This is a genomic window from Rhizobacter terrae, assembly GCF_003852895.1.
Taxonomy (GTDB): domain Bacteria; phylum Pseudomonadota; class Gammaproteobacteria; order Burkholderiales; family Burkholderiaceae_C; genus Albitalea; species Albitalea terrae.
This window is the reverse complement of the sequence record NZ_QUSW01000009.1, coordinates 79424-97500: the sequence shown is the minus strand read 5'-3', so window position 1 is coordinate 97500 and position 18077 is coordinate 79424. Positions and strand designations below refer to the sequence as shown.

General features: G+C 62.1%; 13 protein-coding genes. 3 read left to right on the top strand and 10 right to left on the bottom strand.

The genetic code is table 11. From position 1 onward, the window contains the following. Nucleotides 1–402: 402 nt before the first annotated feature. A complete protein-coding gene (locus DZC73_RS25465) occupies nt 403–879 on the bottom strand; it encodes a hypothetical protein (RefSeq protein ID WP_124543195.1) in 477 nt (158 codons plus the stop codon). Between the two features lie 934 nt (nt 880–1813). Here DZC73_RS25465 and DZC73_RS25460 point away from each other — a divergent pair. The 3 genes from DZC73_RS25460 (at nt 1814) to DZC73_RS25450 (ending at nt 7440) form a co-directional block, all read left to right on the top strand. Then, on the top strand, nt 1814–4753 hold the full coding sequence (locus DZC73_RS25460; protein WP_124543194.1) for a hypothetical protein: 2940 nt from the start codon (nt 1814–1816) through the stop codon (nt 4751–4753). A gap of 90 nt (nt 4754–4843) precedes the next feature. After that, nucleotides 4844–5911, top strand: coding sequence for a hypothetical protein (locus tag DZC73_RS25455; protein WP_124543193.1), 1068 nt, complete (start codon nt 4844–4846; stop codon nt 5909–5911). Further along, on the top strand, nt 5908–7440 hold the full coding sequence (locus DZC73_RS25450) for a hypothetical protein (protein ID WP_124543192.1): 1533 nt from the start codon (nt 5908–5910) through the stop codon (nt 7438–7440). Before DZC73_RS25455 ends, DZC73_RS25450 begins: the two co-directional genes overlap by 4 nt. Nucleotides 7441–7631: 191 nt before the next feature. Here DZC73_RS25450 and DZC73_RS25445 read toward each other — a convergent pair whose 3' ends face one another. The 9 genes from DZC73_RS25445 to DZC73_RS25405 all read right to left on the bottom strand — a co-directional run bounded on the left by DZC73_RS25445 (nt 7632) and on the right by DZC73_RS25405 (nt 18075). Next, a complete protein-coding gene (locus tag DZC73_RS25445; protein ID WP_124543191.1) occupies nt 7632–7919 on the bottom strand; it encodes a hypothetical protein in 288 nt (95 codons plus the stop codon). A gap of 614 nt (nt 7920–8533) precedes the next feature. Continuing rightward, nucleotides 8534–9706 (bottom strand): hypothetical protein, encoded by a 1173-nt coding sequence (locus DZC73_RS25440; RefSeq protein ID WP_124543190.1) that lies wholly within the window; start codon nt 9704–9706, stop codon nt 8534–8536. A gap of 161 nt (nt 9707–9867) precedes the next feature. Next, a complete protein-coding gene (locus tag DZC73_RS25435; RefSeq protein WP_124543189.1) occupies nt 9868–10449 on the bottom strand; it encodes a heme-binding protein in 582 nt (193 codons plus the stop codon). A gap of 136 nt (nt 10450–10585) precedes the next feature. Continuing rightward, nucleotides 10586–11872 carry a glycerate kinase type-2 family protein gene (locus DZC73_RS25430; protein WP_235835279.1) on the bottom strand — a complete coding sequence of 429 codons (1287 nt, stop codon included), beginning with the start codon at nt 11870–11872 and terminating at the stop codon, nt 10586–10588. Then, complete coding sequence (locus tag DZC73_RS25425; protein WP_124543187.1) at nt 11869–13044, bottom strand: dihydrodipicolinate synthase family protein; 1176 nt, start codon at nt 13042–13044, stop codon at nt 11869–11871. Before DZC73_RS25425 ends, DZC73_RS25430 begins: the two co-directional genes overlap by 4 nt. A gap of 9 nt (nt 13045–13053) precedes the next feature. Next, a complete protein-coding gene (locus tag DZC73_RS25420) occupies nt 13054–14667 on the bottom strand; it encodes a GMC family oxidoreductase (RefSeq protein ID WP_124543186.1) in 1614 nt (537 codons plus the stop codon). Continuing rightward, entirely contained in the window at nt 14664–15437 is a 774-nt protein-coding gene (locus DZC73_RS25415; RefSeq protein WP_124543185.1) for a 3-ketoacyl-ACP reductase, read from the bottom strand. Before DZC73_RS25415 ends, DZC73_RS25420 begins: the two co-directional genes overlap by 4 nt. After that, nucleotides 15434–16966: a GMC oxidoreductase gene (locus DZC73_RS25410; protein ID WP_124543184.1), complete on the bottom strand. Its 1533-nt coding sequence runs from the start codon at nt 16964–16966 to the stop codon at nt 15434–15436. The genes DZC73_RS25415 and DZC73_RS25410 overlap by 4 nt, the downstream gene beginning before the upstream one ends. Then, nucleotides 16963–18075: an ABC transporter ATP-binding protein gene (locus DZC73_RS25405; protein ID WP_124543183.1), complete on the bottom strand. Its 1113-nt coding sequence runs from the start codon at nt 18073–18075 to the stop codon at nt 16963–16965. The genes DZC73_RS25410 and DZC73_RS25405 overlap by 4 nt, the downstream gene beginning before the upstream one ends. Between the last annotated feature and the right edge of the window lie 2 nt (nt 18076–18077).

Sequence of the window (18077 nt, the reverse complement as noted above, 5' to 3'; positions counted from 1 at the left end):
GCGGCGATCAACGAAGGAGACGCCTCCAAGCCTGGTGCTGGTAGTGCTGCTGATGGATCATGACACGGCCGCTTCAGGCAATGTGCCCAGACTGCGCTCGCAGCTACCGTCGTACGCGCCTACCGATCCGGTCATGAGGATGAGCCCCGCGAGATTGAAGGCGGTGCGAACTTTTTTTCTTTGGAGGCTTCGTGGCGCAGGCCCGTCGGCAGCCAAGACTGCCTTCATCTTCCCGCACGCTCAACCAAGACCAAACGGACATTCGCAGTTCCCCAGGCTGAGCGCCGGATGGGAAGGTCGTGGGTATGTCGTGCGGCGCGCCGAGAACACGGAAAAAAACTCGCGCCTGTCTCCTCGTCAGTCTCGGCGTCTGGCATTCACCGGGCGCAACTTCCTTGCTCCTCAATCCGTCAATTGCTTGGGTACCTTCCACCCCAGCTCTTCGGCTCGCTGAAGAACGAGCTTCTCCAACACGTGGGTGCGGCAGCCCGCAATCTTTCCGTCCAGGAATTGCAGGGCCTGCCATGCCTCGCTTGATAGTCTGATTGTCGACCGGTGGCCGCCTTTGTCTCGAAGACGCTCCCATGACTGCAAGACTCTCTGCGTGGGCGAAAGCTTTGCCGACGGGGATCGAACATCCTGTCGTTCGAATTCCTCTCCCTCCGCCCACTGCAGACAGACGCCTACTTCTGCATCCTCAGCCACAGGTACACCCAAGCCAAGATCGGCGATGTCAACAAATATGCGCCACTGCGCAATTTGGTTGAGCAATGCAACGGCGTTCTTTGCGCTTGTTGCCACTACTCGATAGTCCGAGCAGATTCGCCCGTCGCGAAGCGGGAAACCAGAACCTCGTCCTTCCCATTGATTCATCATCATGTGCGTTCCTTTCGATCCGGTCGGGCAGACTCCGATGGATAAGGCCACTTGTCCGCAGCTCACGACCTGACACGTCACCCGAGTAGCTGCGCCAGTGTCAGCGGCAGTCGTCCTGCCCGAGTGGACAGGAAGCAAGTGGAAGGTGGAGCAAACCTACACCGCAGCGGCATCGTCACGACGCTTGCATCGTTTGGGACATCTCGTGATCCATCGCCAAGGATGATCAACTTCTTTTGTTGGCACAAAGTTTTTTGAAACAACTCGTAGAGGACTGCTTTCTATACGAATAGGCATTATTGATATCCTTTCGATTTGATCGCTCGCCGCATTCGCATTTCTGTGAAATGCAGCGCGTTCAACTCTTCACCTGCGGCGAGAACATGACCGGGTTGGGCGCCGTCTCGACTTAGAGACTCTGTTCAGACAGGCGCATCACATCGTGCAGCCGCTGAGAACTACTGGCGGGACCGAGTCACTTCTAAGTTCCACGTCAACGTTCATGTTGAGGAATTCACACATCGCGCTCCCCTGCGTCGACGTTTTAGAACTTGGGTAGTTTTAGCGCCCGCTGAGGTGGCGCCGTTATCGAATCAATATTATTGGCGCAAGACGCCATTTCCCTCGAAGCGTCGGCCGAAGTCCGGCGGGCCTTTTGCACCCAGTTGAACTTTGCACAGGTTACGGCTAACAACGAGGGTGGGCGCCATGTCATGGCGCCAAGGAAATGCGTGCGGCAATAAGCGGCGCGGCCCAACCACTGCAATGGTTGAGCCGCTCTGTAAAAAAACCTTCAGTGCCCGTTGAGAACCAGTCAACAAGGTCCTTGGACTCTAGGCGAAGCCTTGAGTATTTGCAAGGGCGGGACTTCTTCGGCCTGCAGTTTTTGACAGGGCCACTTCTTCGCCGCGGCGCCACTGAAATCAGGAGGCCCGAAGTGTCAAAGAAGCAGTCGCCGCGTTCCCGCGGAAAGGGATTCAAACCAAATGGCCCCCTTGCAGACGCGGCTCGCGCGCGAGGCGCAGGGCCCGGAAATATCTGGTACCTGTTCGGCAACAAGGCGCAGAGCGACCTTGTCGTCAACAGCGACGCCGCGCTGCTGCATGTCCTCTCGATGGAAGGCAGCCCGGAGGTGAAGTCCTACCGCATCGGCATCAAATCCGAGAAGGGACCCATCAGCGCGACCAATCTTGTGGAAAGGTTCGATGCGGATGTCACGAGGCGCGGCGGTCAGCGCGAGCTGTGTCTACTGGAACGCTCCGTCTCAGCCGCCAGCGACGACTCGATGGTCGGACAACTCAAGCACGAGGATCACGAGCGGCTGTGTGCCGCGATCGGTGCGAAGTACGTTCGGGTGACCAACGAACAGTTGACCAAGTGCGCCGTGCTCACCGAGAACTGGAAGTTTGGCCTGGCGGCTATCAGTGCGGCGCGTCTGCACTCTCTGGTGAACTCGGATCTTTCCCTGAGCCTGCTGCTTCGACAGCGGTCAAGTTGGACAGTTGGGGAGCTTCTGCCCTGCGTGGAGAAGGACAAGGTCGCGCTCTTTCTTGCTGCCCTGTTTCGGGCAATTTCAAACGGCACGGTGGCGTCGGACTTGGATTCCAAGCTTTGGGGCAAAGCCACAAGGATTTGGAAACCAGGCGCTGTGCTCGAAACGGACTCCGGTGCCGACACTTCGGTCGCGCCATCCATCGGGGCAACGGTGGACGACGCGTCCGCCTTGCCCGAGCAGGTCACCGCGCGACATCTCGCGGCGGCTCAGAGCCGCTCGGATTCGCTGGCTTTGATGATCTCTCGGATCGCCAACGGGGCTGGGGGTGAACCGGTCTGGTTTACTCGCAAGAACCTTCCCCCGGAATACCGCGACCTTTCGAAGTGGCCCACTGTCGACTCCAGTTCCCTGGATGGTGGAGACGGCCCACGCCCCAACGAAGACCGGTTCAACCGATGTCGCGCAGCGATTCTTGCCTACCTTGAGGGCGGTGGCGTCATCGCCATCAGCGCGGAGCACGGTGTCAGTCGGTCCGAGGTTCTCAGGCTGCTCAATCGAGCGGTACAGAGGCATGAGGATGGGCGGATTTTTGGCTGGCGCGCCTTGATATCTCACAAGCACCTGGCGCCATACACGCGCACAGCACCGGTTGCACCCTGCGCGAAGAACGGGAGAATTGGCTATTCGGGTGTCGTGGGTGCGTTCTTCGACAGATTTCCTGACCTGCAAGACCTGGTCGATCGCCTTGCACTGAGAAGGCCGGCAAAGGATGAGGTCGCCGAGTCGCAGATGAACGTGTCAGACATCCACGCTGCGCTGCTACGCGCTTGCGCAAAACATCCAGAGATCACCATGTTCGATTGGCCACTGCGTCCAGACAATAAGGGCCTTGGCGGCCTGCGCAGCTACGTCGAAGCGCTAAGAGCAGACAACCCCGAGCAGACCGCCGCTCTGATGGGCGGGACCGGGGCAGCGAATCGCCTTCGACTCGATTCAGGAGTGAGTTCGATCCTGAACAACTTGGAGCCGTACAAGGCGGTCCAGCAGGACGGCCACAGGCTCGACTTCATCGGAAGCATTCGAGTCCCGCACCCGAGCGGATATGTGGTGATACCCATCCAGCGGTTCATTCTTCAGCCGATTGTGGATGTCGGATCCCACGCCGCGCTTGGCTACGAGTTGTCGATGGGTCGAGAAGCGTCAGCGAACGATGCCCTTGCGGCAGCCAAGCATGCGCTGGACACATGGTCGCCCCTCGTGATGGAGAAGCCCCCAGTACCCTATCCCGAAGGCGCCGGCTTCCCGTCGGGTCTGATTCCTGAACTCGCCGGCGTTGGGTGGTCGCTGCACTACATCGACAACGCAAGCATCAATACCTCCTACGCGATGGTCGAACGCATGCGCAAGCGGGTCGGATGCGCGGTCAATTTCGGACGCGTGAAAGACTGGCCACGGAGGAAATTCGTTGAAGCCATTTTTGCCGTACTCGAAAAAAGAGGATTCCAGCGTCTACCGAACACAACGGGCAAGGACCACAAAGACGTTCGCCGCCGCAGCCCCGAAAAGCAGGCTGTCGCTCTGCAGTGTGACTCCAGCGAACTTGTGTACCTGGTGGACGTGGCGCTCGCAACCTGGAATGCCACGCCACTGCCGAGCCTTGGAGGACGTGCGCCGCTTCAGGTGCTTCGTGAGCTTGTCCAAGACCCGCGGAGCAATTTCGTACCCAGGCCGCTTCCACCGTTGCCACCGGGCATGTCCGACTTGGACATCGTCGTCGAAACTCGATCGGTTCGCGGAAAGCTCGACGAAGGTCGTTCATGCTACGTCGAGATCGACGAAGTGCATTACACCAACGATGTCCTTGCACGCTGCTTCAATCTGATTGGCTCCGGCCTGAGTTTGCACATTGATGAAGCAGACTTCCGTTCGGTCGAGGCGTTCCTGCCGGACGGCAGCAATCTTGGCGTATTGAAAGCCACGGAGGGGTGGGATCGGACCCCTCATAGCCGAGAAATTCGTAAGGCGATCAACAAGCTGATCAGGCTAAAGAGGATCGCGCGGCACCTGGGGGAGGATTGGGTACAGGCCTACCTTCGGTACCTCGCGACAAAGGCGGTGGAAAGCAGGGACAAGCAGCCAAAGCACAAGGTCTCAAAGGAGGCGACTGCAGCCGCAAAGGTGGCCCATACCACCGGACTGCCCATTCCCGAAGTGCCTGCCGCCGGCACGAAACCATCGCGCGCAACACGTACCCCTGTACCGCCTCGCTCTGTCATTCCGCCGCCAGTGCGCCCACCCTCGCCGACTACCGCGCCGACTACCGCGCCGACGACGAGGCCGCCGTGGATGAGGATCCGTTCAACACGGCGTGCGGTTTATTGATGGGCGCTTCGCGGCCTTGCCTGCGCAATGCAAGCCTTCGCAGCGACGCGGTCCTGCTCTCCCACCAGCTTACCCCCAAGGATTGTTGCTATGGATGCTAGCGATCGTCAGGACGAACAAAACGATCCTCCACCGGCCACCCAGGAGCAGCAGATCATCATGGCAGCGGCACACCCGGTCACGTTGAGGAAGTACTTGATGCCGACACCGTCGGTGGAGCGAGTCTCAGAACGTGCAGTGAGTCGAATTGGAAGGAGACTGGCTTGCTGCGCATTCGCTGGCCTGCCTCGCTTCGGCAAGTCTAGTGCCATCCGATATCTAGAGGCAGATCTCCGCGATCAAGTTCCCGACGCACTTGTACTCCCCGTTATTGGACAAAAGGCAAATAGCAAGGCACCTGATGCGTTCTCGAATTGGCTTTACGAGACTGACGGAGGGCCACCGTTCAAGCGATCTGAGGCCGGAGATCCAGTAATAAGGGTCGTCAATCGTTTTTTGGCACGCGCATATGACGCCAAGGCAAATCAATTGATACTTCTCGTAGATGAGTTGCCGCGATTGACGATCGATGAACTGACAACGCTGGCGGACATCCTGAACAAGCTCGTGAAGGCTGACCTGCGCTGCACCGTCGTTTCCTTTGGAACCGAACAGATGGTTCACCTGAAGTCCGCGCTGCGGCTGACCAAGAGGACCGACCTCGTCGGGCGGTTCCTTGCGGGGCTTACCTCGTTCGACGGAATAAGTTCGCAGGCCGAGGCAGAGGCGGTATTGGGGCAGTTCGACAACCCTGAAATTGCAGACTATCCGCGCGGATCTGGCTGGTCCTTTTCGCGGTTCTTCTGCCCATGTGCTTTCGTCAACGGCTGGAGACTTTCTCACGAGGCAAAGCACTGTTGGTGCGCGTTTCAGACGGCTGCACGCGAATTCAGTCCCGATGGGATTGAGGGGCTGCAAGTCGGCGCGGAGTACTTTACCGCTGCTGTCGAATACATGCTCACGCAAGCCATGGACTACGAGACGACGGAACCAGACTTCGAAGACTGGGCCGTCGCAGTCTCCGAATCCGGATTCATTGATTCATTGGGTGAAACGTATCGAGTTGGCGATGTGGCCGTGCCGCCCGCCCCGCCGCGAAAGAAAGGGGCGGAAGAATGACGACGGGAAAGTACACGTGGAGCCAGTCGTGGCAAGGTCCATTCGAAGGCTCCTTCACACTTGTGTCGAAGCTCGCATGGGCGAACTGCATCGCTCATGGTCGAATGAGCCGAATCTTTGCAGTGAGGCAGCGAGGGGACTTTCCAGATGCCACGCCGACCCGAAGCTTTGTGAGGGGACGATGGAGGCAGTTTCCCGAATTCGCCAGCTATGAAACAGACGACCTGAAATTCCGGGAGCTGTTTGGCCACTCGGTGCTTAGCGAGCTTGCCGGGGAATGGGCCGCAGTCTTGGCCACTGACATGCGCGTTCGCTACTGCCCCGAATGCCTCGCCAGTGGATATCAGTCAACCGTGTTTCAAATCAACGCCCTGGTTCTGTGCCCCATGCACAACATCCCGCTGCTGGACGAATGCAAGTGCGGCGCGCCGATGCCGATCTATGGACTCGCTAGCAGCATATGTCAGCGGCCGTTCGAGTGTGTCCGCTGCGGCGAGCGCTGGACCTCAAACATCAAGGATTGGGGACAGACCGCCGAACTGCACGCGCAATGTCTGGCGCGTCTGGGTCCGATTGCCCGTTGGCTCCAAAGACTCGCCAAGATGGAAGTGCCAAGTGACTTCAGGTCGAAGGTCCCGAGTGACACCCTCCGCTTGGCCAGTGCATCCATGAACGCCATTGCATTTCAATGTGCGACGGAACTGATCCCTTTCGAACGCGATGCGCGCATGTGGGCGTCAGCGCCGCCGTCAGTTCGACTTACCGAAATCACAGGCGATTCCAAGCAAGTCGGAGACGCAAATCGCGTGGAGGCAGTGTTCAAGCCCATCATCAAATCGATCCGAAGATACTTGTCCAAGACCTACCTCAGGCCACACAAACGGTTCATCCCTCTACTGTCTCGGCTCAAGTTCGTTGCCCGTGATCCGATTTTCGAATTTGACGTTCCGGGAACCGTTCAGGCCTTTGCTGCTTGGCGCAGCTCATTCGAATATCGACTCGGCGCGGTCAAAGGCTCAAGGCATCACCACCGAGTTTCGGTACTCGGTACTCGGGTCCGAGCCGGTCAATCGGACGCCTTCTTCTCTGATGACTTCCGCTACATCTTGGTCTCGAAGAGTGCGACCTTCCCTATCGATCTTGGCGTGCTTGCACAGTTCGCGCTGTCCTACTTCTTCGTGCTTTGTGGGGCGGCGGCGAGATTCGTAGAAGCGTGTCAGGAGATCGACGAGAAGTGGCGACAGATGCGAATGCAGCCTCTTGGCGAACGTCGTCTGAGCGCAGAGTCGACGTTGGCGGAGCGTCTGTATTTGCAAGAGGCGCAAAACCTGTTGAAGCGCTTTGTTCGGCTAAACACGAACGCGTTCCCGCTTTGCACTTTTGCGTTGCATCCGATGGGCGGCGGCGCGTCGAAGTACGGCATGTACACCCTGTCGAGTCTCGGTGTAGAGCGGCTCGTCGCGGCAGAGAGGCGCGAGTACCCTGGTGCGTGGCCGCTCCCACCTTGGAGAAGCAGTCGCCCTGGGTGACTGCCCGCTTCGGCCTGGAGGAAAAATGGCTTCGCGGTTGAGATCAACGGCCCACTACCCTTGCCTGCGGAATGCGGCCTCCGCGTACTTGCGCACGGCAGGCACCCTCGGATCAGAGGGAGCACGATGCTGCGGTGGCAGCGCATGCCTCCGGCAAAGTCATTTTGAAAGCGCGCCGCGCTCATGCAAGGTCAGCCAGTCTGGCGGCTCCTCCACTCTTCGATGGGAATGAATGACTCTTCATGGACTTCATCGAAAATGATCCAGCCACCGCACTTGGCGCTCATGGCATGAAGCCGATGAACCTCCTCGGGAGTCAGCTTCATGAGGGGGACACGGCCTAAGTCCGGCGCATGCATTGCTACCCAGACTTCGCTTTCAATGCCTTGCATCCAGCCGGCGCGATAGCTTCGTTCCGACAACTGAGAGAGGAAGTCAGCCAGTTCCTGCTGCTCTCGAGTAAGGTCTCCGCGGGCCATGGTTCTCTCCTTGGTAGGCGGCCGGCACGTGCGCTATGGCCCTGCCGCTCAAAGGTTCGCGACAGGCAATGTCGGCTCGTACCCAGGGCGCGTCTCATTCGGCCTTCGGGTAGGTCGCCGGCAATTGCGCGTCTCTTTCTCGCCCGCCGCGATGGCGTCTATGTAGCTCGCATGAGCGCACCTTTCCCCTACTAGGAGTGTGCCATCGGCGCCACAACGCAGCATCTCGCGCAGCTGGGCGGCACACGCCCGCTGCTGCGGATGTACCAGACGCCGAACATGAGCGAAAACTTGGCGCTTCGGGGGTCGCATCGTGTCTCCGACGACCGGCTTGGCCGCTCACATGGTGCCACCGAACCAATTTGGTGGACACCATTCTGGGAGCCAAGGGCGAGCCGTTGAAGACGTATTGATCGGAAGCATGCGTAGCAGCGGCAGGGGATTCCGGCGTCACCCCAGGAAATGTTGCAACCTTCCGTGCGTCGCAGGAATTGTTGTACTTTTGGGGGCTGGAAATCACCTCCGGAAAAGTCCAACAAGCAGCTGTCATCGAGTCCGTAGCCCGGTAGCGGCAATGTTTAATGTTGTAGCTTCACAATACCCTGGTACAAGCGCTAAGCCGCGAGCCGCAAACAGCTCAATCGGCCCGCATCCCGCGCAATTGTTTCGACGATGGTGGCATGTGTGGCCTCGACCGTGGCATCTCCGAACAGGATGGTGTGCACTGCACGAGCAATCGCGTCGCGCAGACGCATGCCGCTGCCTTGCAGTAGGCTCATGGAGGGAAGCAGGATTTCAGGGCACAAGGATGCGAGGTGAAACAGCTTCCATCCTTCCGGATCGATGTTCGGCTCGATGGCATCCTTGACGGCGGGCAACGCGCCCTTGATCAAACCAAATCGCGCCTGGGTCTCCGGATGGAGCAAGGCGGTGGCCAGCGCCGTCAGAGCCTCGCCGTTGATGGCCGTGTTGGCATCTTCCACGAGCACGACGTAGTCAACGCTGTAGAGGTAAATGCCTTCCGTTCCAGGAACAGTCCACTTGTAGCTCGAACGATACCCAGTGCTGCCGAAGGTGCTGGGTTCGGTGAACTCACTGTGAAGCCAATCGCCCATCACGAGCGAGGCGACCTCTCCCGCGCGCTGCTGCGCCGCGAGTTCGTGCCATGCCTGCGAAGCGCGCTCCGGTGACACGAAGGGCCTGAACCGGGCCAGCGCCTCGATGCATTCCAACATCTGCCTGGATGAAACGGCCCTGGCCGACTGCATGCCGAAGACCCTGCGATGGAATTCAGGCCCCTGCAGTGATAGCACGATGGACTCGAACAACAGGCTTTGTGCCCAGGATTCACGGCTCACGCCCAAGGGGCAATTGGTGAGCCGGGATGCTTGCCTCAACCAGTCCATCCACTCGCCGAGGTCGCGTGGCCTGCCACCAATGCGGTCGGCGATGCCCCGGTCCACCCACATGCTGTTGTTGCGAAAGGCGCCCAGAGGAATGCCATAGAGACACAAGTGGGACGGCCCATCCGCGACCCGGAATGGCGGAAATATCCGCGACTCCAGATCGAAGAGCGACAGGTGATGCGACAGGTCGATGGGGCGTGGACCGTCTCCGCGCACACGCTCCCACAACGGGTGAGCGGACATCAGGACGGCCTGCAAATCGGCCAGTTCAGGCCTGTCCACCAGGCTGAGGCCCTTGGCCTCCAGGCTTCGCTGCACGATCTCCAACGACTGGAGTTCCGACGAGGACACCCACCAATGAGAGAGATGCACCTTGGACATGGCAATGCTCCTTGCTAGAGGCGTCCCACCCTGGATGTGCACAACTTCGCGATGGTGTCGCAGGAGGCTGCCGATGTGCGATCAGCATGAGCTCCTCGAAGGCACCAAGTTGCCGAAGGAGCAAGTGCCAGGTGCGCATGAACATCGGCTTGCGGGGTCAGTCACTTGCGCAGGAACTTGCGCAGGACCTGCACAATGAAGTCATGGTCGCTGCCATCGGGTCCGCCGGAGGCCACGATGGTGCCCACGAACCCCGAGCCCTTGACGACGATGGGAAAACCGCCGCCTACCAGTCCGGCGGCTTCATCGGGCGTCAGGTTCCAGAAGCGCACGGCGTCACCGCCGCCATTGGGATAGGACTTGAGCCAGTCCGCGCCCATGAAGGCCCGGTACTCGAGCTTCTTGCGTTCCGTGCTGGCCAGGAAGCGCGTCGTCGTGGCGATCTTCGCGTTCACCCAGCGCTCGTTGTCGGGCGAAGATCCTTCCAGCGAAACCCGGAACAGGATCTGGCCGTTGCGGCGGATGTCGAAGACGGTCTGCGGTGCCTTGGTGTCCTGCGCTTCCTTGACCATGGCCATGCCGAGCTTCAGCGCGGTGGCGTGGTCGAATGAATCGAACACCAGTTGGGACTCTTCTGCCACGACTGTCGCCAGGCGTTGCTTGTCGGTGGTGGATTGCGCCATGGCGGGTGAGGTCAGAAACGTGACGACGATGTAGGCGAAAGCTAGAAGGCGAAGGTGCATGTGTCTCTTTCGTTGATGTCGTGGATTGCGCCCCCCTCGGAGCGCTCGTTCCAAACCATATTGGAACGTTCCAATTATGATCCGCGACAACGATGCTGCAACGAGGGTCAACCCGCGGAACGCGACGTGACCTGGATCACGCCGGCAACACGAGCACGGCGCGGAAGTCGTTAATGTTGGTGTGCGTCGGCCCTGTCACCACGCACGCATCCAAGGCATGGAGGTAGGTGAAGCTGTCGTTGCGCGCCAGGAAGTCGGGGGCTTCATACCCCAGGCAAGCGCCGGCTTCAAGCGTCGCGGGCGTGGCCCATGCACCGGCGGCGTCGGCGGTGCCGTCCAGGCCGTCCGTGCCGGCGGACAACGCGAAGATGCCGCGGGCGCCGCGCAATTCATGCGCCAACGCCAGGATGAACTCCGTGTTCCGTCCGCCTTTGCCCTTGCCCCTCACCTTCACCGTCGCCTCGCCGCCGGAAAGCAGGACGCAGGGGGCAGACGAGAATGTCAGCCCGCGTTGCACCTTGAGCGCGATGTCCGCGTGAGCCTTGGCCAGGTGGATCGCCTCGCCTTCGAGCGCGTCCGAGATGATGTGAGCCGTGAAGCCTTGCTGCCTCACGGCGGCAGCGGCGGCCTGCAGGCCGTCCATGGCGCAGGTCACCATCACGCTTGGGTTCCGGTTCATTTCGCTGAGTGGCACCTTCGGCGTTTCGAACGCACCGGTGGTCAACCCCCGCCCCACCGATTCCGGCATGTCGATGCCGTATTTCTCCAGCACGGCGAGTGCCTCTGCACAGGTGCTCGCGTCCACGAAGGTCGGGCCCGACGCCACCATGCCCAGATCGTCTCCCGGGATGTCCGAGATGACGAAGGAATGGACCCGCGCCGGCAGTGCGGCCTGCAACAGGCGGCCTCCCTTGAACTGGGACAGGTGCTTGCGCACGATGTTCAATTCATGGATGGACGCGCCGCCCAGCAGCAAGGCTCTGGTCAGGGCCTGCTTTTCATGCAGCGACACGCCGGACTGCGGCAACGCACACAGTGCAGACCCTCCGCCTGAAATCAGCGCGAGAACCAGGTCGTCCTCATTCAATCCGGCAACGCGCGAGAGCAACCTCTGCGCTGCCGCCACGCTCGACGTGTCCGGAATGGGGTGCGGCGCGGACAGCACCTCGATGTGCTGGAGTGTCAGTTGTGCACCATGCGGCACCACGACCGAGCCTTCCAGAGGGACGCCATAGTGCGCCTCCACCGCCGCGGCCATGGCTGCAGCCGCCTTTCCGACGCCCACGACCCGCAAGCGCCCGGACGGCGGCGGCGGCAGGTGGCGGGGCAGCACCACACGCGGGTCGGCCGCCTGAAGCGCGGCGTCATAGAACCTCGACAGCAGTTGCACCGAATCCGGTGCCCGGGAGCTGACCCGGTTCACGTCGAGACCTGCTCGATGCCCGCGTTGACCTGGAGAAAGGCCTTCATGCGGCGAACGGCGAGCTCCGGATCGATAAGCGCACCGCAACGGTCGGCCAGCTCGAACACCCGCGCGTAGTGCAGCACGTCGCGGGCGGACTGCAGCCCTCCTGCCATGCTGAAGTGGTTCTGATGCCCGTTCAGCCAGGCAAGAAAGACGACCCCTGCCTTGTAATGCCGGGTGGGCGAGCGGAACAATTCGCGCGACAGGTCCACCGTCGGGTCCATCGCCTCCCTGTATTCCTTCACCCTGCCCTGTGCCAGCGACCTCAAGGCCTGTGCAGCGACCGGTGCGATGGGGTCGAAGATGCCCAGGAGTGCGTGTGAATGCCCTCGGTCGTCCCCTTGGATCAACTCGGCGTAGTTGAAGTCGTCGCCGGTGTACATTCGGACCCCGTCAGGCAGGCGTTCGCGAAGTGCAATTTCCCATGCCGGATCAAGCAGCGACACCTTGATGCCATCCACCTTGGAACGGTGTCGCTCGATCAGTTCGCACACCGTGTCCAGTGCCTCGCCCAAGTCCCGGCTGCCCCAGTAGCCGGTGAGGGTGGAGTCGAACATCTCCCCCAGCCAATGCAGGATCACGGGCTCGTCTGCGTCCTGCAGCAGGCGGCCATAGACACGCAAGTAATCCGCGGCCGTCTGTGCACTGGCAGCCAAGGCGCGGCTGGCCATCATGATCACGCGGCTGCCTGCTCCCTGGACGACGTCGAACTGTTCCCGGTAGGCACGCTCGATCGCTTCGAGGCTTGCCGGCCCGGCAGGCAACTGGTCGGTGCCGGCGCCGCACACGATGCGCGCCCCGTCGGTGAACCTGGCGTGCCGCACGCTGCGTTCGATCAGCTCCTTGGCCGTATCCCACGGCACGCCCATGCCGCGTTGCGCGGTGTCCATGGCCTCTGCCACCCCCAGGCCGAGCGACCAGAGGTGGTCGCGGAAGGCGAGCGTGGCGTCCCAGTCGACAACGGGTCGCGAATCCCAGGGATCGCGCGAGGCCAATGGGTTCACCACCACATGTGCCGCCGCATAGACGACACGATTGAAGCGAGAAGGCTGTCGGGCGAACTCGACGCTCGAATGCTTGAGGGCGTGGATGCGCAGGCAGCCCTGCGCATCCGGAAGGAGGATGTTCATGAAAAGGTCTCAGTGGGTGGCACTGGCGCGGATCAGGTCGGCGCCCTTCTCTGCCACCATGATGGTGGGCGCATTGGTGTTGCACGACGGAACGCGCGGCATGACGGATGCATCCACGACCCGAAGGCCGCTCAGCCCCAAGACGCGCAGATGCGGGTCGACCACGGTCTGGGTGTGATCGGGTGACCCCATGCGGCATGTGCCGACGGGATGATGGTCAGTCTTCGCGTTGGCACAGGCATATCGGTAGAGCGCATCGGCATCGCGCACCTCGGGGCCAGGCAACACCTCGGACTTGACGAACCGGCGCAGGGCACGCTGGGTCATGATGTCTCGCGCGAGCTGCAATCCGGCGATGGCTTTGCGGCGGTCGTGCTCTTCCGACCAGTAGTTCGGGTCGATGAGCGGCGCCGCCGCCGGATCGCCCGTCGCCAGCGTCACCGTTCCGCGGGAACGCGGCCGCAGGAGGGCGCTGTTCAAGGTCACGCCGGCATTGCGCAGCTTGGCCATGCCGGCCTCGATGCCTGAGCCCAGGCCGAGGTGGAACTGGATGTCGGGCGATCGGTCAGAGCCCGAGCCTTCGGCATACCAGAAGCCACCGGTCTCGAACAGGCTCGACGCCACCGGTCCTTTCTTGAGGACCAGGTACTGCAAGCCGGCGACAGCGGCATGGTGCGGTTTGTTGAACTTGTCGTAGGTGTGGTCGCCGGTGCACTCGGCAATCGTGAAGAGATCGAGGTGATCCTGCAGGTTCTTGCCCACGCCCGGAAGATGGTGCGCGACGGAGATGCCCAGCTTCTCCAGTTCATCCGCAGGCCCGACGCCCGACAGCAGCAGCAGCCTCGGCGAGCCGATGGCGCCGCACGACACCACCACCTCGCGCGCCGCGCGGATGACGCGGGTGTCGCGACCGACAGCAACGGTCACGCCTGTCGCCCGTGTGCCTTCGAGATTGATCCGAAGCACCTGCCGGGCCATCAACACCGTGAGGTTCTTGCGCGACATCGCGGGACGCAGGAAGCCGGTGGCTGCTGACGAGCGTCGCGCATTCAACTGCGTGAGCTGGTAGTAGCCCAGCCCGGCCTGGCTGGCGCCGTTGAAGTCTGCATTGAAGGGAATGCCCAGCTCCTGGCCCGCCTGGAAGAACGCTTCGCAGATGGGCAGCGGGCTGATTGGGTTGGACACGCCCAGCGGTCCGCCATAGCTGTGGTATTCGTTGGCGAATCGCTGGTTGTTTTCGGATTTCTTGAAGTACGGCAACACGTCGTCGAACGACCAGCCGCTGGCACCCTCCTCCCGCGCCCACTCGTCGAAATCGGCCGCAACGCCGCGGGTGTAGATCTGCGCGTTGATCGACGACCCGCCGCCGATCACCTTCGCCTGGGTGAAGCGAATCACGCGGCCGCCCAGATGCTGTTGCGGCACCGTGCTCCAACCCCAGGAGCCGATGCCGCGGGTCATCTTCGCGAAACCCGCCGGCATGTGGAAGAACGGGTGACGGTCCGAGCCACCGGCCTCGATCAGGAGCACCGTCGCCTGCGGGTCTTCGCTGAGCCGGTTGGCCAACACGCAGCCGGCCGAGCCGCCCCCGACGATCACATAGTCGTACTCTGCTGGACTCATAGTTTTCCGATGGACAGCCCGCCATCCATGTGGATGACGGACCCAGTGGCAAAAGACATGCTGCCGCTGGCCAGCACACCGACGGCCTGGGCCACGTCGGCCGGTGTTCCCCAGCGCGCCATGGGAACCAGGCCGTTGGCGATGGCCTCGTCGTACTTGCGCGCCACCCCTTCGGTCATGGGCGTGCGGATGATGCCGGGCCGCAGTTCATAGACCGCGATGCCCTGGGGCGCCAGGCGCAAGGCGAACAGCTTGGCCATCATCGCCAGGGCCGACTTGGAGATGCAGTATTCGGCCCGTTCGAGCGACGCGAGCTCCGCGCTCACCGATGACACGATGACTATCGAGCGGGGACCGTCCTTGCTGGCATCGGTGCCCATGCGTGCGGCCACGGCCTGCGACAGGAAGAAGGTGCCACGCAGGTTGATGTCCATGACCCGGTCGAACGCCTCGGGTGTCACGGCCAGCATGTCGCCTCGCGCGGATGCGGGAATGCCGGCGTTGTTCACCAGCGTGACGACCGGTCCACCCCAGGCGACGGCCGCGTCCAGAACCTGCGCATGGTGTTCGATGGCCCCCAGGTCCGCGTGGAAGAACCGGGCACTGTGGCCGTCCGCCGAGAGTTGCGCAGCCAGTGCTTCGCCTTCGGGATGGAGGATGTCCAGGATGCCCACGGAAAAGCCAGCCCCCGCCAGTTCGCAAGCGATGGCCGCGCCAATTCCCCGGGCACCGCCCGTGACCAGCGCCAATCCTTTGGTGGACCGCGTCATCTGAGCACCTCGGTCCGCAGGTGATGCCCCACACGCAAGGCCTGCGCCGCGATCGTCAACGCGGGATTCAGGGCGGCCGAGGACGGAAAGAAGCTGGCGTCCACCACGTAGAGGTTGTCGTGGTCCCATGCTTTGCACATCGGGTCCAGCGCAGAGGCGGCCGGGTCGGTTCCAAAGCGCACAGTGCCGCACTGGTGAGAGGGCGTCTCGACGGTGAAGGGTCGTGCCAGAACGACCGGATAGCCGATCTTCTTCAAGATGGCCGTTGCCTTCTTCACCCAACGCTGGTGTGCCTGCCGGTTGGTGCGCTCCCAGTGCACCTTGATCTGGCCACTGGAGGTCAGCCGCACCGTCGACTCAGGATGCGGCAGGTCTTCCGACATCACATACCAGTCCACGCTGTGGCCGGTCAGCCAACGGCCGACCTGGCGGGGCATCCACGAAGGCATCGCAGCTCTCACCATCGGCTCGGACAGCTTGCCCAGCAGCTGCAGATTGCCCAGGGGGTACGGGAACGACGGATCACTCGTGTCACCGAAGTAGAAGTCGTTGACCGACAAGGTCTTGGGGAACCGGGTGTGGTTGCTTCGCAGCGGGTGCAGCGCCATCAACCCGGTGCAGTTGTGGTTCATGAAATGCCGCCCTACCACGCCGCTGCTGTTGGCCAGGCCGCTCGAATGCAACGGCGAACTGGAACGCTGCAGGATGACCGAGGAATTGACGGCACCGGCCGCCAGGATGAAGGTCTCGGCGTGGATCTCCCGCACCTCGCCGCCCTCCTCGACCTCCGCTGCCACGATCCTTCGCCCGGTGGAGTCGGTGAGCAGCCGGTTCACCTTCACGCCGGTGCGCAAGCTGACGTTGGGCTGGCGCAGCGCGGGGTCGATCAGGCAGACCTCTGCATCACCCTTGGCACCGATGCGACATGGGAACGCGTCGCAGGTGCCGCAGCGCTGGCACTTGCCGCCGCTGCCGTAGTCGACCGCGGCCGGCATCGGCGACGGGTGCAGCGACGCCTGGCGCAATCGCTGCTCGATCGACGCGAGCACAGGCTCATGGGGAATCGGCGGAAACGGATAGGTCGTGGTTCGCCACGGCTCCGTCGGATCGGCGCCCTGCCCTCCGCGCACGCCGAAGAGGCGTTCGGCCTGGCCATACCAAGGTTCGAGGTCGCTGTAGCGGATCGGCCATGCCGGCGAGACTCCATCCTCGTGCTGCACCTCCTCGAAGTCCTCGACGCGAAAGCGGAACATCGCCGCGCCGAAGAACTTGGTCAACCCGCCCACGTAGTAGTACTGGCCGGGGCGGGATTTGCCGCTGTCGAACTCCCAGTGTTCGTGGGTGCGATAGCGCTGGTCCACGAAGACGGCCTCGGCGTCCCAGTTCTCCATTTCCCTTGGCAGGCGCGAGCCGCGCTCGAGGATGCAGGTGCGCAGGTTCGTCCCCGCGAGCTGAGTCGCCACGCAGCCTCCGCCGACCCCGGAGCCGATGATCACGACGTCGTAGTAGAGGACCGGCGGACTGCTCACGGGATGAGGGCTTCCGTTTCAGTGTCGAAGCAGACCAGGCGCGACCGGTCGACCAGGAAGCGATGGCGTTGGCCGACCTCGATCGGCGCTTCCGGTTCCAGCCGGGCCACGAGCTGTGCCTGCCCGATGGACAGCGACGCCAAGGTGTCTGCTCCGGTCGGCTCGATCACTTCCACCTTCGCTCGGACCTGGGCGTGGTCGCCGACCGGGATCGAATCGTGAGCCAGGTTGATCGCTTCCGGTCGCACGCCCATGATCACCGACTTGCCCAGGTAGTCGTCGAGCGCCGATGGTGCTTCGGGCAACGCGATGACGGCCTCCTCCTGCGCACCTGGCGCAATGGCCAGGCCCAAGCGACCGCGCTCGCCGACGACGCTCACCTCGACGAGGTTCATGCGCGGCGATCCCATGAAGCCGGCGACGAAGGTGTTGGCGGGCCGGTTGTAGATCTCGTGGGGTGTGCCCAGCTGCTGGAGCACACCGCCCTTCATGACGGCGATCCGCGTGGCCAGCGTCATCGCCTCGATCTGGTCGTGCGTGACGTAGACGATGGTTGCCCCCAGGCGTTGATGCAGCTTCTTGATCTCCGTGCGCATGTCGCCGCGCAACTGCGCGTCCAGGTTGGACAAGGGCTCGTCGAAGAGATAGAGCTGTGGCTCTCGCGCCAGCGCACGGCCAATGGCCACTCGCTGCCGCTGGCCGCCCGAGAGCTGCCGCGGCTTGCGCGACAGCAGGTGCTCGATCTGCAACAGGCGTGACACCGACTTCACGCGCTCCGTCCGCTCGGTCTTTCCGACCTTGCGCATGCGAAGTGGGAATTCGATGTTCTGCTCCACCGTCATGTTGGGATACAGCGCATACGACTGGAAGACCATCGAGATGTTCCGGTCCGCAGGCGACAGCTGGGTGATGTCGCGTCCGCTCATGCGCAGGTTGCCGCCAGTCGGTTCCTCCAGGCCGGCGATGATGTTCATGAGCGTGCTCTTGCCGCAGCCCGAGGGGCCGACCAGCACGAGGAACTCACCCTTTTCCAGGCTGATGGAGATGTCCGACAGGATCTTGATCGGCCCGAAGCTCTTCTCGACGTTGACGAGGTCCAGTGATGTCATGC

Excerpts from the sequence above, each read along its gene's own strand:
- DZC73_RS25465 (WP_124543195.1), bottom strand. The coding sequence starts at position 879 with ATGATGATGAATCAATGGGAAGGACGAGGTTCTGGTTTCCCGCTTCGC.
- DZC73_RS25455 (WP_124543193.1), top strand. The coding sequence starts at position 4,844 with ATGGATGCTAGCGATCGTCAGGACGAACAAAACGATCCTCCACCGGCC.
- DZC73_RS25450 (WP_124543192.1), top strand. The coding sequence starts at position 5,908 with ATGACGACGGGAAAGTACACGTGGAGCCAGTCGTGGCAAGGTCCATTC.
- DZC73_RS25445 (WP_124543191.1), bottom strand. The coding sequence starts at position 7,919 with ATGGCCCGCGGAGACCTTACTCGAGAGCAGCAGGAACTGGCTGACTTC.
- DZC73_RS25440 (WP_124543190.1), bottom strand. The coding sequence starts at position 9,706 with ATGTCCAAGGTGCATCTCTCTCATTGGTGGGTGTCCTCGTCGGAACTC.
- DZC73_RS25435 (WP_124543189.1), bottom strand. The coding sequence starts at position 10,449 with ATGCACCTTCGCCTTCTAGCTTTCGCCTACATCGTCGTCACGTTTCTG.
- DZC73_RS25425 (WP_124543187.1), bottom strand. The coding sequence starts at position 13,044 with ATGAACATCCTCCTTCCGGATGCGCAGGGCTGCCTGCGCATCCACGCC.
- DZC73_RS25420 (WP_124543186.1), bottom strand. The coding sequence starts at position 14,667 with ATGAGTCCAGCAGAGTACGACTATGTGATCGTCGGGGGCGGCTCGGCC.
- DZC73_RS25415 (WP_124543185.1), bottom strand. The coding sequence starts at position 15,437 with ATGACGCGGTCCACCAAAGGATTGGCGCTGGTCACGGGCGGTGCCCGG.
- DZC73_RS25405 (WP_124543183.1), bottom strand. The coding sequence starts at position 18,075 with ATGACATCACTGGACCTCGTCAACGTCGAGAAGAGCTTCGGGCCGATC.